13 protein-coding genes are annotated in these 16,148 nt (G+C 43.3%); 5 read left to right on the forward strand and 8 right to left on the reverse strand.

Annotated elements, in window-relative coordinates:
- The first annotated feature begins 150 nt into the window (after positions 1-150).
- Both DK846_RS06705 and DK846_RS06710 read left to right on the forward strand, forming a co-directional pair.
- On the forward strand, positions 151-588 hold the full coding sequence (locus DK846_RS06705) for a hypothetical protein (RefSeq protein WP_109968163.1): 438 nt from the start codon (positions 151-153) through the stop codon (positions 586-588).
- An 8-nt stretch (positions 589-596) separates the two neighbouring features.
- Positions 597-980: a response regulator gene (locus tag DK846_RS06710; protein WP_109968164.1), complete on the forward strand. Its 384-nt coding sequence runs from the start codon at positions 597-599 to the stop codon at positions 978-980.
- Positions 981-1,008: 28 nt separating this feature from the next.
- On the opposite strand, the gene DK846_RS06715 is transcribed toward DK846_RS06710, so the two are convergent.
- Entirely contained in the window at positions 1,009-1,578 is a 570-nt protein-coding gene (locus DK846_RS06715; protein WP_109968165.1) for a cysteine hydrolase family protein, read from the reverse strand.
- A gap of 124 nt (positions 1,579-1,702) precedes the next feature.
- On the opposite strand from DK846_RS06715, the gene DK846_RS06720 reads away from it, so the two are divergent.
- Positions 1,703-2,506, forward strand: coding sequence for a sulfite exporter TauE/SafE family protein (locus DK846_RS06720; protein WP_109968166.1), 804 nt, complete (start codon positions 1,703-1,705; stop codon positions 2,504-2,506).
- Between the two features lie 151 nt (positions 2,507-2,657).
- On the opposite strand, the gene DK846_RS06725 is transcribed toward DK846_RS06720, so the two are convergent.
- The 4 genes from DK846_RS06725 to DK846_RS06740 all read right to left on the reverse strand — a co-directional run bounded on the left by DK846_RS06725 (position 2,658) and on the right by DK846_RS06740 (position 8,441).
- Complete coding sequence (locus DK846_RS06725; protein ID WP_109968167.1) at positions 2,658-4,568, reverse strand: S8 family serine peptidase; 1,911 nt, start codon at positions 4,566-4,568, stop codon at positions 2,658-2,660.
- A gap of 243 nt (positions 4,569-4,811) precedes the next feature.
- A complete protein-coding gene (locus DK846_RS06730; RefSeq protein ID WP_109968168.1) occupies positions 4,812-5,249 on the reverse strand; it encodes a hypothetical protein in 438 nt (145 codons plus the stop codon).
- 300 nt (positions 5,250-5,549) lie between these two features.
- Positions 5,550-6,827, reverse strand: coding sequence for an MFS transporter (locus tag DK846_RS06735; RefSeq protein ID WP_109968169.1), 1,278 nt, complete (start codon positions 6,825-6,827; stop codon positions 5,550-5,552).
- Positions 6,828-6,962: 135 nt separating this feature from the next.
- Positions 6,963-8,441 (reverse strand): serine hydrolase domain-containing protein, encoded by a 1,479-nt coding sequence (locus tag DK846_RS06740; RefSeq protein ID WP_181391663.1) that lies wholly within the window; start codon positions 8,439-8,441, stop codon positions 6,963-6,965.
- 233 nt (positions 8,442-8,674) lie between these two features.
- Between DK846_RS06740 and DK846_RS06745 the strand changes: the two genes are divergently transcribed.
- Positions 8,675-10,249 (forward strand): tetratricopeptide repeat protein, encoded by a 1,575-nt coding sequence (locus DK846_RS06745; RefSeq protein WP_109968171.1) that lies wholly within the window; start codon positions 8,675-8,677, stop codon positions 10,247-10,249.
- Between the two features lie 60 nt (positions 10,250-10,309).
- On the opposite strand, the gene DK846_RS06750 is transcribed toward DK846_RS06745, so the two are convergent.
- Both DK846_RS06750 and DK846_RS06755 read right to left on the reverse strand, forming a co-directional pair.
- Entirely contained in the window at positions 10,310-10,861 is a 552-nt protein-coding gene (locus DK846_RS06750) for an NADPH-dependent FMN reductase (protein ID WP_109968172.1), read from the reverse strand.
- 77 nt (positions 10,862-10,938) lie between these two features.
- Positions 10,939-11,556 (reverse strand): SOS response-associated peptidase, encoded by a 618-nt coding sequence (locus DK846_RS06755; protein WP_146201169.1) that lies wholly within the window; start codon positions 11,554-11,556, stop codon positions 10,939-10,941.
- A gap of 172 nt (positions 11,557-11,728) precedes the next feature.
- On the opposite strand from DK846_RS06755, the gene DK846_RS17890 reads away from it, so the two are divergent.
- Positions 11,729-15,454: a PAS domain S-box protein gene (locus tag DK846_RS17890; RefSeq protein WP_219970663.1), complete on the forward strand. Its 3,726-nt coding sequence runs from the start codon at positions 11,729-11,731 to the stop codon at positions 15,452-15,454.
- A gap of 20 nt (positions 15,455-15,474) precedes the next feature.
- Here the strand turns inward: DK846_RS17890 and DK846_RS06785 are convergent, their stop codons facing one another.
- Positions 15,475-15,843, reverse strand: coding sequence for a YkgJ family cysteine cluster protein (locus DK846_RS06785; RefSeq protein ID WP_342769652.1), 369 nt, complete (start codon positions 15,841-15,843; stop codon positions 15,475-15,477).
- Positions 15,844-16,148: the final 305 nt, after the last annotated feature.

Genomic DNA, 16,148 nt, shown 5'->3' on the forward strand with positions numbered 1-16,148 from the left:
TGATTAGAGGGCAGAGGTAATGAAGATACGCAGAGTGGTGCAGAGTCAGTGACACACTGCACCAAAAAAGCAGGCTGATGGTGAAAATGAATAGAAGCAGCACCAATACTCAGTATGGGTTTTGAGTGCCGGATATGCGGTACCTGTTGCATGTATCTGGGTGATTACATCGTTATCGAGAAGCAGACAAGCCAGTACACATTTGACTGTTGCTGTGTCAGTACCGGGACAGAGTTTTCAGCAGAGGTAGATTCTGACAAACAAAATCTGTTTGATGATCACACGTTTTCTGATCAGAACCCTACTGCCTGCCGGTTTCTCCGTCCACTTGGTGAAGGAAGGATTGGATGTACCATTCATACAGACAGTCCAGCCCAGTGTAAATATTACCGGTGCAAAATTATGGATATATTTTCGACTGATGGAAATCAGGCAGGATATATCACCGGAACACTTGCATTACACAGTAGTGATTCACTTCTCCGGGATACCTACAACGGGATTGTTACAGATGTATCAGGACCTGGAGAGGACTCTGAAGAATATATTAAAAACCAACTCATCAAAGCCGGATATCAGGTACGGTAATTATCCATATGACAGAACAGTTCTGTAATAAGAGACAGATCCTGATCGTAGATGATGCTGAACTAGCCCGTGAAATTGAAGCCCTATTTTTACACCACGCAGGATGTACGGTAGTGGAAGCTGAAGACGGAGTTCAGGCACTGCAGAAGTATCTGGAACTCAGGCCTGTTCTTGTTATTCTTGATATCATTATGCCAAACCTCAATGGAATTCAGACCCTTAAGCAACTGAAGAAGGTAGATCCTGCAGTCAGGGTTCTGATCTGTACAGCAGCAGATGATTACCGGATGATTGACATGGCACTCAAGGAAGGGGCACTCGGATACATCATAAAGCCATTCAAAGGCGAAGAATTCCTTAAAAAGGTTCATGATATCATCGGGGATATCTGATTTCAGAATCTGGCACCTGTCAAATGGGTTACCGCTTTAGACAGGACGCAATATCTGTAGATCGTATTATTTGCACTCCGATGTTGGCCATATCCCTTACATTATTCTGGTGAATCTCATCATTCTGAGCTGCGGTTGCGTCAGTAGCCAGAAAAGTATGATAATTGTACGCCATGGCATCAAAGACTGTTGTCCTGATGCAGTTCGGAGTCTGAATACCTGCAACAACGATTGTGTCCACTGCCAGTGTCCGCAGGGTCAGATCAAGCCCGGTTCCGATAAAGGCACTCATTCTGATCTTGGGAAGCAGGTACTCACACTCCAATGGTGCAAGTTCATGGATCACTGCTGCACCAGAAGTTCCTTCAACAGCAAACGGGCTTTTTTGGAAGAGTTCTTTGCGCATAATCTCAACATCTGAACCATCAGAACGATGAATACGGACAACATGAAAAACCGGGAGACCCGCAGATCTGAACTGATCCAGGACATGCCGTATATTCGGAATGATTGAACGAGCCCCTTTGACCTGAAGTGGTTTCCCTTCAAGGACAAAGTCATTCTGCATGTCAATGAGAAGGAGGGCGGCTTTTGACATACTCTAGTACCTGACCTGTACCAGTATCATACCAGCTATCCCCACAAGCGTGGCGCAGAGCAATAAGTTCAGAGACACAAATACCCTGTGAGAAGTATCATCAACACCGGAGACCGGTTTATTCATGGATATTATACTCTACCTGCTTTCTCTGATTACAACCGGATCTGTTGCCGGATTCGCATCAGGCATGGTTGGCGTCGGCGGATGTTTCATCATGGTGCCGGTGCAGTACTGGCTGCTCGTCAGCGACGGACTTGACAGTACCCTTGCCATCAGGGTTGCTTTTGCAACCGGTCTTGCAGTCACCCTTCCCACGGTGATGACATCAGCACTCGGGCATCATCGGAGGAAAGCAGTTGACTGGCAGACTGCAATACCGATGGGAGGTGCAGCAGTGGTTGGGGCTGTCACAGGCGGGACAATTGCAACATTTCTGCCAGGTCAGGTTCTCAAAACTTTTTTTGCCGTGCTTGTGACCCTGATGGCTGTAAGAATGTTTTGGAATGTAAAGGAATGCTTAGTCTGTCCTCCCAGACAATCACTGCCTGTGCTTCTCTTTATCGGGTTTTGCATCGGCAACATTACGAGTCTTGCAGGGGTAGGCGGAGGTGTAGTCCTGGTCCCGGTCCTGGTTCTCCTTCTGCATTATCCGGTTCACACTGCAATCGGAACTTCTTCAGCCTGTCTTATATTTTCATCAGCAGGAGCGGTAGCAACGTATCTCTGGCATGGACTCGGAGTTGCAGGTCTGCCACCATACTCTATCGGATATGTTGATCTCGTTCAGTGGGGAGTTCTCGTAGCAACAACCATTCCCCTTTCAATAGTGGGAGTTAAATATGCACATCGGTGCCCTGCAAAAATTCTCAGGTACTTTTTTGCTGTCCTGATGTTTATTGTCGGTGTTCTGATGCTTATTCCCTGAAAAGAAAAATCGTTTCAAATAAGGTTTGATTTGGAATACCAACCAAAAAAAATATTATTCTATCAGGTAAATTCCAAGGTGCAAAAAAAATAAGAACCCAGACTGTTCCGGATTATTCCATAAACAGTTGGCACTTTTCGTTACCGGTTGCTTACTTTATGCTTCTGTAAAGGGTAAGGATATCAGTAAAGTCAATCCTGCCATTTCCTGAAAAGTCAAACGCAGATACAGGCTCATTAGATGCAATCCATTCGATCATCCTGAAATAAAGCTCTACATCTGTCTGATTACTGACACCATCACCATTCAGATCTTCATACTTCCCATCATTGTTGAGATCACGGGGCTGATTGTTTTGACCCTGGAGAGGCTGAACTCCAACAGAGGGACTTAAAGTCTGAGTCACCGTCGGGGTTACCGTAGGTACTTGTGTTGGAATCTGGGTCGGAACAGTTGGAGTTGCGGTTGGTTGTACTGTTGGTACCTCGGTTGGAGCCTGAGTTGGTGCAGGAGTCTGCGTAACTGTTGGCATTACCGTAGGTGCCTGAGTTGGAACGGTCTGTGTTGCAGTAGGTACTGCAGTCGGTACCTCTGTGGGTGCTCCACCAGTCGCAGCATTGAGGGTCTTTCCTGCATTTATCCTGCCTCCGGATACTACTTTTCCTGAGAATGCAGGAACCTGATCAGCATTATTCAGGATTAATTGTTTGATCTGATCAGTTGAGAGGCTCGGATTGACTGACAGGAGGAGTGCAGCAAGACCTGATACCTGCGGGGTAGCCATTGAGGTTCCTTTCATCTTGATATAGTCATACCCAAGAGCTGTAGGATATGTTGAGAGGATCCAGTCACCAGGAGCTGCGACATCTACCGAGGTAGGACCATAGTTGGAGTACGAGGGAATTCCATCTTTGGCATCACTTGCAGCAACTGAAATGATCTGTGGACTGTCAAAGCAGGAAGGATACTGGGCGATAATATCAGTATTGACTCCTGAATTTCCGGCAGCACAGACAATCGGAAGACTGGTCTGGGAAACAGCATCACCAAGAGCTTCACTGCGGGTTGTTCCTCCCCATGAACAACTGATAACTTTGGCACCCATTGTCCGTGCATATGCAAATGCCTTGATTATACTTGCCATGTCTCCGTTACCATCTTTTCCGAGAACTTTAAGTGGCATAATCTTTACTTTTTGATTTACACCAGAGATACCGACACCATTGTTTCCAACTGCACCAATCACCCCTGCGCAATGAGTTCCATGACCGTTGTCATCCATGGGGTCATTTGTGTTGCTGATGAAATTCCATCCATGAACATCATCGACATACCCGTTACCATCATCATCAATTCCATTTCCAGGGATCTCTTTAGAGTTTGTCCATATGTTCTGGGCTAGATCAGGATGATTATAATCAGCACCGGTATCAATGACTGCTACCACGATTGAGTCGGAACCGGTAGTTTTTGCCCAGGCAGGAATGACATTGATATCATCACCGCTGGAACCGCCGTCCTGACCGGTGTTGTAGAGCGCCCACTGTTCGTTGAACCTGGGATCATTCGGCCCGCCCGATACCGATTCGGCACTCATTTTTTCCGGTCCCGGCGGTGTCGAGTTCTCATTTGGCATCAGGGACACGATATAATTGGGCTCTGCATACTCCACAAAGGAGGAATTAGTCAATTCAGTGACCGCCTGCTGAACAGTGACATTCTCTCCGGTATGGATCATCTGCATATTTTTGAGGCCTTCTGCTGAGAAATCATCAGATAACTCGGCTCCCATTGCCATCAGACCGGGTGACATAACACTCTCTGCTGATACCCCGCCGGATGGTTTCTTGTACCTGACAATAACTTCGCCAGGCACATACGGAGCGCCGGAAGAGGTATACGCCACCTGCGTGGCCGTAGGTGCAACATTACCCGTTAATTGCGTCACAGATTTGTTATCAACTGCAGTTCCAGATCCGTCAGCGTTTACTGCCGGGAACAGGATTATTCCAAGAAAAATGGTGAAGATAAGAGATCTCCACAATACATGCTGATTTAACATAGCATACCTTCCCCACCAGGGCTATTGAGAGACACAACCCTGTTAGTATGAATATTGGACCCATGAGAATTAAGTACTACCTGCGTAGGGTATCATCAGGTGGTCAGAGGATGACAGGGATCAAGATCTTTTTGGAAAGATTCTGGATCTAAAATCAAAAAAATATAAAGAGGATCACGTAGCCGAAAAATATGAAGAGTTCCTGAGTTTACTATGCTCATACTTACGAGATATTCATCAGAATTATTTCTTTTCACCTTCGGTTGATGAAATTACATCGGCATAGTAGAGTTTAATAGTACCAGCGCCTTTTATCTGAACCTGATTCAGATTAACTCCCTTTTTTACAAGAAATACTTTAAATGCAGTCGCATTATCACTCTCACTCCCTGTTGTGTACCGACCTCTCCATTGTTTATACGGAGAAATTTCAGGAAATGTATCGTTACCGGTAGTGACAGGGCCATACCATTTGCCATCAGTATGTTTTCCGTAAATCAAAATTTCAAAATGGAGAGGGAACATAATATCGTTCACAGATCCCCAGACATATGAATCATCATACCCATCAATCGTAACCATCGGGTCGGCCAGCCCCGGACTTATTCCCCCAATCAAGCCAACGCAAATAAAACAGCAAACAACTGCACACCGGATAACGGGATCCTTTCGTGCACTCATACATTGTATATCTGCTGGTCACCGTATAAGGGTTAAACTATTTGTACCCGAAAAATAAGGGTCGAATTAATAAAGATTACGTGTATGTCATAAATCTGTATACACTATAGTTTGAGAAATGATGATTTCTCCTGTAAAAACCGCTTGTTCGTTGAAATCGTTATGCAAACAAAACTAAAGAGATATCCGGGTAAAAAGCGCACTTGTCATTTCCAAACCCGGAAAAACACGATTACATTGAGGTTGAAAAAAACCACGACAATGGGATATGAGTGCTTATAAAAAACAGGGTTTTTTAGTTTACATTCGAATTCCTTTTTTTCCGGCCATAAATATCATCACAGCCCCCAGACAGAGGATGAAAGTAATCACCGGCCATCCACTATCAAGGGTCTTAAAAAGGGAGATGAGATATCCGGTTATCACCGGTCCGACAAAACCTCCGAGATTTCCAATTGAATTTATGACCGCAACGCCGACAGGCTGCTCATCTGGAGTAAACACGGAGAGCACATACGACCAGAACGGCCCGATAATTGATAAAATTCCGGATAATGCAATCGTGATGCCCAGAAGAGAAAGTATGGGATCTTCTGCCAGCTGATCAAGGGTCAGACCGGCTCCGGCAATGAAAAACAGAATAATAATGTGATAGAGCCGCTCGCCCCTGAGATCAGAATGAGAAGATACAAGAAACATACAGATAAGGGTCACAATATAGGGAATCATCAAAATGAGTCCGATAACTCTCATGTCAAGATCGTGGAGAAATGAACTTGAAAGTGTTGGAAGAAAGAAGATGATTGCATACATTCCGACAGTTACTGCAAAATAGGTCCCTGAAAAAAGCAGAACCCTTGTATCTGTCAGAATATCCCCAAGACGATGAGATTTCATCCTGATTGTTCCGGATTCGAGCTCTGAAACCAGCCACTGTTTTTGATCAGAATCAAGCCAACCGGCATCAGCAGGCCGGTTTTTGAGAATGAAAAGTGAAAGAACACCAAATAGGATGGCAGGAATCCCTTCAATAATAAAGAGCCATCTCCATGATGCAACAGAGCCCCAGTTTACTGTATCCAGGATATACATCGAGAGTGGGGCTCCGATAATATTTGAGATCACAATTGCTGTTGAGAAAAGTGCAATTGATCTGGCAAGATACCGGTGAGGGAACCACGTACCGAGGTACCAGATCATTCCGGGAAAGAACCCGGCTTCTGCTATACCGAGTAAGAATCTGAGAATAATCAGGTGCTCAGGGCTCTGGACAAATCCCATCAGCACGGCAACAAGACCCCAGGAGATCATGATCCTTCCAATCCAGATCCTGGCGCCCACCTTTTGCATGATGATGTTGCTCGGAACCTCAAATATCAGGTAGCCGATGAAAAAAATCCCGGAAATAAACCCAAATAACTCGGCACTTATGCCAAGATCAGGATTCATAACAATAGCAGCATAACCAAGATTGACCCTGTCAAGAAATGCAACGATATAGAGAAGTAATGCAAACGGAATAATGTGGAGACGAATGAGGCTAATGATCCTCTTTTCTGACTCCTGGCTGACCAGCATAGATAAGCGTCACCTTTTTCATGAGAAATAGGTATCCAACCGGTGACGGAGTTATGTAATTTCTTCTCTGCTTACCGGCCAGATCTTACGAACTTGATCAATGCCGACATTCCCCACATAATCAAGGAATAAGGGTCAGGATACCCTGCTAAAGATAACAGGAGGGCGGTCCGGGTTTGTCAGGCCTTGAGCAGATATGGTTTCGACCTTATTGTCAGAATTATATGTGAACGAGAAGAGTCCATCAGGAGTGGAAACATTCTGTATCAGCGGTTCAAACCTGAAGAGACTGGATGTCTTATTGACTGGAGTCAGATTAAGTCTTAATGGCCTGGGACCGAGTTCAACAATGAAATCTCCGGATTCATTTCTGATATTCATCTCACCATAATAATTATTCAGATACGAACCCTGAAGACCTGAATAATCATACGTTCCCGGTTTTACACCAGAATATGGGGATACAGGAGCAGTTGGCCTGATATCACTACCAAGTGCACTGATATTGGTGAACTCGTAGTAATCTGTCGGATTTGATATCATGAACATGAAAGTATCTCCAATAAAATCAGCAACACCATTCTCACCGGCATTTGTCAGGACAACAATCCCAATACCCTCCTCAGGGATGAATCCATTATACGAACTCATTCCGGCAGTTGCACCATTATGCCAGATTACCGGATAAGGCAGCATGGGATCACATTTTACCACCCAGCCTTTAGCATAAGTAAAATTAAATCCTGGCCCTGAAGCAATGGTGTTAGCCGGCCTTAAGATCTCCCTGATTGTTTCATTTTGCAGCACCCGATTACCGGATATTTTACCTTCATTGAGCCATAACCGAAGCCATTTTGTCATATCAATCACATTTGAACTGATACCACCCGCTCCAACCTCACCATACTCTCCATAGAGATAGTCCTTGTCCATTGGAACCGGCACATAGCCATTTTCAGATATGATATGATGATCTGCAAACCCGCACCGCGTTGTTTCAGGAGAAGAGAGAAAATCAAATCCAATTGAAGTGTTCTGCATCCCAAGAGGAGTTAATAGTAGATCTTTCAGAGTGTAACTCAGGGGATAACCGGTCTTCTTGTTGATCATTTCGGATGCAACAAAGTAATGCAGATTGTTATACCCATATCCAGATCTAAACGGCTTTTCTGTTTCAAGATACCGCATCTGATGAACAATGTCATTCGATTTAAGGCCCATTCTGAACAGAAGATCTCCATCATACTCAAAGAGCCCTGAATTATGAACCAGCAGATCACTGATGGTGATCTCCCGGGTTGTTTTAGGGTCACTCAGGGCAAAATCAGGAAGAATTGAAACGACAGTGTCATTCCAGGAGAAAACACCTCTGTCAATCAGAATACCGACAATTGCCGATGTAAAAGCCTTTGACATTGAATTTATCAGAAATATTGTATCAGGAGTTACCGGCTGCGGGTTTTCAAGAGATGTCATACCAAACCCCTTTGCATACAGTATATGGGAGCGATCTGTGATCGCAATCGCCATTCCGGGGATATCAGACTGATTGAATACATCGGTTGCAAACTGGTCAAAATCTACAATGATCGAATCCTGCGTTGATGTATTCATCAGGGGTGCTGAAGAGACAGGACAGACAATGCTGCAGACTATGAGAAAAAACAGACACAACCGGATTTGATAATTTATTATATTTTTCTCTTTCATCCAGGGTCAGTCATTAATATAATACACCCATTCCTGAAATAATCAGATAGTCCGATTATTCATCATAATATTGAATGAACGTACCAGGGAACATGACATATCGATAGCCATATGATATCAAAGATAAACCATTCTTTATGAAAATGCTTCCTCTCCTCATCCTTCAGACTCTCATTTTAGGCGTTGTAATGAACGGATGTTTCGCTGATAGTGATTCTGCTGATTCATGGATTAGCAGAGGAGAGGCGTTTATGGACCAGGGTAAAAATCAAGAGGCAATACAGGCCTTTGATAAGGCCATAGCACTTTTCCCACAGAATTCCAGTATTCAGGTTTATAAAGGAGATGCCCTGCAAAGATCGGGCCAGTGGGAAAAGGCTATCAGGGCATATGATCAGGCTATCACACTCAGCCCAAGAAAGATAGAAGCGTGGCTTCATAAAGGGGAAGCTCTGTTAAAACTAAAAAAATACGATGAGGCTGTAAAGGCATTCGATACAACCATAGCAATCTCTCCAAAAGAAGAAGAAGGCTGGATAGGGATGGGGGATGCTCTGGTATGCCTGGAAAAATTCGAGCGTGCAGAAAAAGCATATGATCAGGCTCTTGAAATAAATCCTGAAAATTCACGGGCATGGACTGGTAAAGGGGAATCGCTCGCCAGGCAAGGACAATACACTGAGGCTATCACTACATTTGATAAAGCAACCTCAATTAACAAGAATGATGCAGAAACATGGAGAATAAAGGGGGAAGTCCTATCAGCACTTGGTAAGTATAGCGATGCAGCATCGACATTCGGACAGGCATCAGCCATCAGCCCAAATAATCCGGAAATATTGACTGCAAAAGGAGATGCCCTTCTTAAACTCGGAAAATATCAGGAGGCATATGATGTATTTAACAAATCTGCAGGATATGAACCTTCCAATATCTCGCCATTGATCGGCAAAGGTGTAGCACTAGCTGGGATTGGGAAAAAAACTGATGCAGTTGCAGTATTTGAACAGGCAATTTCCATAGATCCCACTACTGCTGAGGCCTGGTACCAAAAAGGGATCGTTCTTTCTGGACTCAACAAGACAGATGAAGCATTGGATGCATATAGCGAGGCCATTAAAAGAAATCCACAAAATGCTGAGGCCTGGGTTAAAAAAGGAGATATACTGGTAGATCAGGGAGAAGATACCAATGCTGCCAAAGCATTTGATCAGGCTTCTGATATAACTCCTGATAACCTGACAACATGGATAAAAAAAGGAGACGCACTTGCCAGGAGTGGAAAATATCAGGGGGCTCTGGATGCATACAATTCAGCTCTTGATATTGATCCAAAAAGATATGATCTCTGGATCAAAAAGGGAACAATCCTCGTAGATATGGGTAAATATGGGGACGCTGTGGTTGCATACAACCAGTCACTCATTCAGTACCCTGATAACGCTGATCTCTGGAAAGCAAAAGGTGATGCATTAAAGAACATTGGAAAGAATGAGGAAGCCATTGAATCTTATAACAAGGCAATCGCCATTGATCCACAGAATAGTATCGTATGGAGTAGTAAAGGCGATGCATACAAAGGCCTTCTGAAATACAAAGAAGCATTGCAGGCATATGGGCAGGCACTCAAAATCAATCCTTCAGATAACGGAACCATAATATCAAAAAGTTTTGTTCAGGATGCTATGAATAAGACCAAGAAATATGTGTAATATACAATTGGATTCTTAAAAAAATTGTATTGTTATTCTTGTTAAGAGATAGCGGTATGATTAAGGCGAATAAGTCTTCACCCAGGTGACATAGTGATCCATCCAGTTCTGCATAAATGGTCTGCTTCTTTCTCCAATGGTATTGTTCTCGTCAAACAACCCGTCCCTGAGTTGGATATAAGCTTCAGGCTGGCGAAGAACTGGAACATCAAGATATGAAAGGACATTACGGAGATGCTGTTGTGCCATGGCTGTTCCTGCAGATCCGGTTGATACACCCAGGATTCCGGCTGGCTTTCCAGCCCAGACATTCTTATCATGAGGACGGGATCCGTGATCAAGTGCATTTTTGAGCACACCAGGAATTGATCGGTTATATTCTGGAGTTACAAAAAGAATGCCTTCAGCCTGACTTATCTCATTCTTCATCCTCACAACAGAGGGAGCCTGGTTTTCATCATCATCCTGATTGTATAATGGCAAATCATCGATACGAATATGAGTAAATAAAAATTCAGAAGGTGCCAGTTTACCAATAGCAGTGGCCAGTTTCTGGTTATATGACTCCTTTCTCAAGCTTCCAACAATTATAGCAATGTGATAGGAACTCATGATATCTCAACCATCTGTATGGAATAATCAGAGATAATATCAGATAAAAAATTCCAAGAAAGGTTATTCCACCTTTCTTATATCTCAAGTTTCGTCTGTTTATATCCCTCATTAACAGGTTTAATCAGGCCAGGATCATCATTTACCACGTGATTAACCCGTGATGATACCTGGTGCATTTCAAGTTCGATTGAAGGTGGAATATCCCCATCTGCAAGGTAATCTTTCACATCAGAAAGGGAGAGCAATACAGGCATACGGTTATGAACATCAGCATAATGAGGCATAGCCTCGGTTGTGAGGATGGCTGCCTGATAACCAGTTTTCCCTTGTTTTAGCAAACCAGCAAACGCAAATAGCGGATCAGATGGTGGAAAGAAGTAATAAGGAACCTTCCGGTTCTTTTCTTGTTTCCATTCATAGAATCCAGAGGCTGGAATCAGACACCTATGAGTAGTGTCTGAATCAGTACGGCTGATATACTCATTGATCGATTCACTCCTGATATTGATAATTCGTTTTTGATCATTGAATTGATAGCCCCATTCAACCATATGGGCTGCAGATCCGGTTATTACAAGGATCATCTGGCCTGGAGCAATATTATATCTGGGCCTGAACACGGTTGGAACAAAGACCTTAAACAGGTCTGTTATCTCCCCGGGAGAAGCCGCAATACAAAACCGCCCACACATCTGAATTAATTCTCCTTCTCTCCTATGAGAATCTACCGACAGTACATTTTCGAAAAATTTGATCCTGTTAGAACCGAATACTTCGGCATATAAGTTTATATCTAATCCATACACTCTTACAATACCAGAACTATCTCTTGATTATCCGATTGATATTCACTAATGGAAGACAATGATAGTTGATAAATATCAGATCCTCTATGTTGACGATGATGAGGATCTGCTGACAATAGGTAAACTTTTTCTGGAGCGTTCCAGTGATTTTTCAGTAGATATTATCCCTTCTCCTCGTGAGGCAATTGAAAGAATATTTTCAGGTTCATATCATGCTATAGTCTCTGATTACGAGATGCCTGCACTCAATGGAATTGAGTTGCTCCGAAAAATCAGAGAATCTGGAAATAACACACCTTTTATTATATTCACCGGAAGGGGACGCGAAGATGTTGTTATTGAAGCTCTCAACAGTGGGGCTGATTTTTATCTGCAAAAAGGAGGAGAACCAAAATCTGAGTTCGCCGAGCTGAGTCATAAAATCAGAAGTGCCATTGAACGAAGGGAGGCAATCGATGCACTCAAAACCTCTAGGCTCCAGCTTTCAGAGATGATCTCCGCCCTTCCAGATCCCACCTTTGCCATTGATAAAGATCATCGTGTTACTGCATGGAATCGTGCCATTGAAAAATTTACAGGGGTTTCAGGAAAAGACATTATCGGCTTGTCAGGATATGTTTATTCCATCCCTTTCATGGGCATTGAAAAACCCCAGATTATTGATCTGATACTTGATGATATCCCGGGAGTTGCAGACGAATACCCGGAATTCAGGCATGAAGGCGATCAGATTATCGCTGAAAACTATTTTCATCTCCCAAACGGTGAAAGATATCTGCGTATTCATGCAGGTCCTCTGTATTCATCTGAAATGCAAGTAACCGGTGCAATTGCAACTATCAGGGATATTACGGATCAGTTCCTTTCTGAACTTGAATTGCGCAATTACATGGATATTTACCAATATATCACAGATTACACTGCAGACTGGGAGTACTGGGAAAATCCGGACAATCAGATCATTTACTGTTCCCCGACTGCCCTTACCGTAACCGGATACCCAAATACTGAATTTGTTCAGAACCGCTCTCTTATCACAGAAATAATTCACCCTGATGATAAGGAACTCTGGCAGAATCATATACAAATAAATGAAGATAAAAAAACCAGTGAAAGGATTGAATTCAGGATTATCAATCGCAACGGCAATATCAGATGGATTGAACATATCTGCATCCCAGTGTTTGGATCACATGGAGCATATATCGGCAGAAGAGTAAGCAATCGGGATATAACTGAACGAAAACAGACTGAAGAAATCATACGTGAAAATGAGTCACGGCTTCGAACCCTTATCAATGCAATGCCTGATATCATCTGCTTCAAGGATGGGGAAGGCAGGTGGATTGAAGCAAATGATTTTGATATTGAGTTATTCCAACTCGAGGGTGTGCAATATAAGAATAAAACAGATAGGGAACTTGCAGAATATAACTCATTTTACCGGGATGCATTCCTGGTCTGTCAAGATTCAGATGAAAAGGCATGGCAGGCAGGAACCAGTATCAGGGGAATAGAAAGTATCCCACGTCCTGATGGACCGGACAGGGTGTTTGACATCATCAAGGTGCCAACTTTCCATGAAGACGGCAGCAGAAAAGGACTCGTAATTATCGGTAGGGACATCACAGAACTGTATTCAGCTCAGCAGGCGCTCAAAAAGAGTGAACGCGAATTCAGAAACATCTTTGACAATTCAGCACTTGGAATATTCCAGACTACCCCGGAGGGCAAGAACCGGGCTTTAAATCCGGCATTCGCCAGGATATTTGGATATGAATCCCCTGAACAGATGATTGAAGAAGTGGTCAATATTGGAGACCAGATTTATGTAAATCCAGAAAAACGCCTCGAATTTGTCAGGACACTATTGGATAAGGGATCAATTGAAGGGTATGAAGTTGAGATGTATCGCAAGGATTCAAAGAAGATTTGGATCTCACTTTATGCCCGGCTGGTTCAGGAAGGGGATGACATCTGGTTCGAAGGCACCATCGAAGAAATTACGGCACGAAAAAATGCTGAAAATGAGTTAGTTGAAGCATATGCAAACCTGCAGGCAGCCAACGAGGAACTCATCGCAACTGAAGAAGAACTTAAAAGACAATATGATACAAACGATGCGAATCTTAAAGAGTTGCTGCACAGCCAGTCCAGATTCAGGGATCTCTTCTTTAGTTCACCAATAGGGCACGAATGGTTCGATGCTGATGGGAAACTCCTTGAGATTAATCAGGCATGCCTGGATATTTTTGGTATCACAAACTATGAGGGCCTGAAAGGATTCAACCTTTGGGAAGATCCAAATCTACCCGCTAATTTACGCGAAAAAGTGGAAAAGGGTGAAATTCAGAAATTTGAGGCCCTTTTTGACTTTGAAAAGATATGGTCACGGAACCAGTACCAGACCTCAAAATCCGGAACAATGTATCTGGAGGTGGTCATCAGTCCAATATGGGATAGTCAGAACCTATCCCAGAGAGGATTTCTTGTTCATGTTATTGATATTACAGCAAAAAAGAATCTTGAAAAGTCACTGGTAGAAAGAATAGTGGCTCTTACACAGCCTCTGAATGAACCAGGATCAGTTCAGTTTGCAGATCTCTTCAACATCGATCAGCTTCAGCAGCTTCAGGATGCATTTTCAGAGGCCACACAGGTAGGATCCTTGATTACCCTTCCTGATGGCACATGGATTACAAAGCCTAGCAACTTTTGCAGGCTTTGCAATGATATTATCCGAAAAACTGAGAAAGGAAAGGCAAACTGTACACATTCAGATCAGTCTATTGGCAGATTTCACCCGTCTGGTCCTGTTATCCAGCGATGTATGAGCGGAGGATTGTGGGATGCAGCTGCAAACATTACCGTAGGGGGAAACCACATTGCAAGTTGGCTTATCGGGCAGGTAAAGAACGAGGATGTAAACGAAGATGAGGTTCTGGCATATGCTGATGAGATTGGTGCAAACCGGGAGAAATTCAAAGAGGCATTTGCAGAAGTCCCGCAAATGTCAAGAGAACAATTTGGAAAAGTTGCTTCAATTCTCTATCTCTTTGCAAACGAACTTTCAGCCAGAGCATACCAGAATGTTCAGCAGGCCAGGTTCATCAGTGAACGACAACGTGCAGAAACTGCCCTCAAGAGAGCCAACGAACAGATAAACCTGCTAACCAGCATTACCCGTCATGATATCAACAACAAATTAACTGCCATGATCGCATATCTCGTCCTGATAAAAGATAATCCAAATGATTCTGAATGCAAAACCTACATAGGGAAGATTGAGCAGATCGCAAGTACCATGAGAAACCAGATTGAATTTACCAAAGTTTACCAGGATCTCGGTTCTCATGAACCTCTATGGCAGAAAATTCAGGAAATTCTTCCATATCAGGAAATTCCTCCTGAAATTGCCTTCAAATCAAACGTTTCAGGTTTGGAAGTATATGCTGATCCTATGCTGGAAAAGGTCTTTCAGACCCTGCTTGATAATTCAATCAGACACGGTGAGAAAGTAACTATGATTGAAGTATCATATGTCCGGGAATCATCTGGCTGTACAATATTTTGGCAAGATAACGGAGCAGGGATTTCAGACCAGGAAAAAACATTTATCTTCGACAGGGGATATGGAAAAAATACCGGACTGGGACTCTTCCTTGCCAAAGAAATACTTGGGATTACTGGAGTTGAGATTCAAGAGACAGGAATTCATGGGAAAGGGGCCCGATTTGAGATACATATTCCTTCTGATATGTTCAGAATCCGGGGTTCTCAGTAGTAAAACTTGAAATTATCATATTATGATCTAATCTGAAATCCAGCTCTCCGTACGATATCACACATCTTTTGATCCCAAACCTTATCATCAGGTTCATGAAGAGTTCTTACACTGGTATCCCAAATTTTTTCCAAATCCGGGTCTTCTGCATGGAGATGTCTGCTCTGCATCACTCGTCCGGCACGGTTACCAGATGAGTCAAGAATCAGAAACCGCCAACACCCATATTCCTGGCAGATATCAGGCCGTGTGAGATGGACTGTGCAGTAATGGAGACCATCTTTATCATCTCTCCTGAAGAAAGGACAGGCATCAGGACGCTCAGTAAATATTGTCTGATCATCGTAGAGATGATGCATGTGTGGAGAGACCGATACTTTATGCTTCATTCCGGTGTACTGGTTTTCAATCAGAAATGTGTATGGATTGCAGGGCTTTACAATACAAAAAACCAGCCCCAGGTAACTGCAACATTCACCACATTGCTGGCACTCAAATGAGATGATCCGTTCCTCCCTGTGAAGCTAAAGAAAATATACTCATTGGGTTTAGATAGTTCTTCCCGTGAAAATCTCAAAACTACAATTTATAGGTCCGGCATACATTCGGATATATTTCACCATGTGATCTGTCGAGAAGAAAGCATATGTAAAATACCTTTTACATATAGTATGGTAACACCTGGAGCAACCCT

Origin of the sequence: Methanospirillum lacunae (assembly GCF_003173355.1) — an archaeon.
Classification (GTDB): Archaea; Halobacteriota; Methanomicrobia; order Methanomicrobiales; family Methanospirillaceae; genus Methanospirillum; species Methanospirillum lacunae.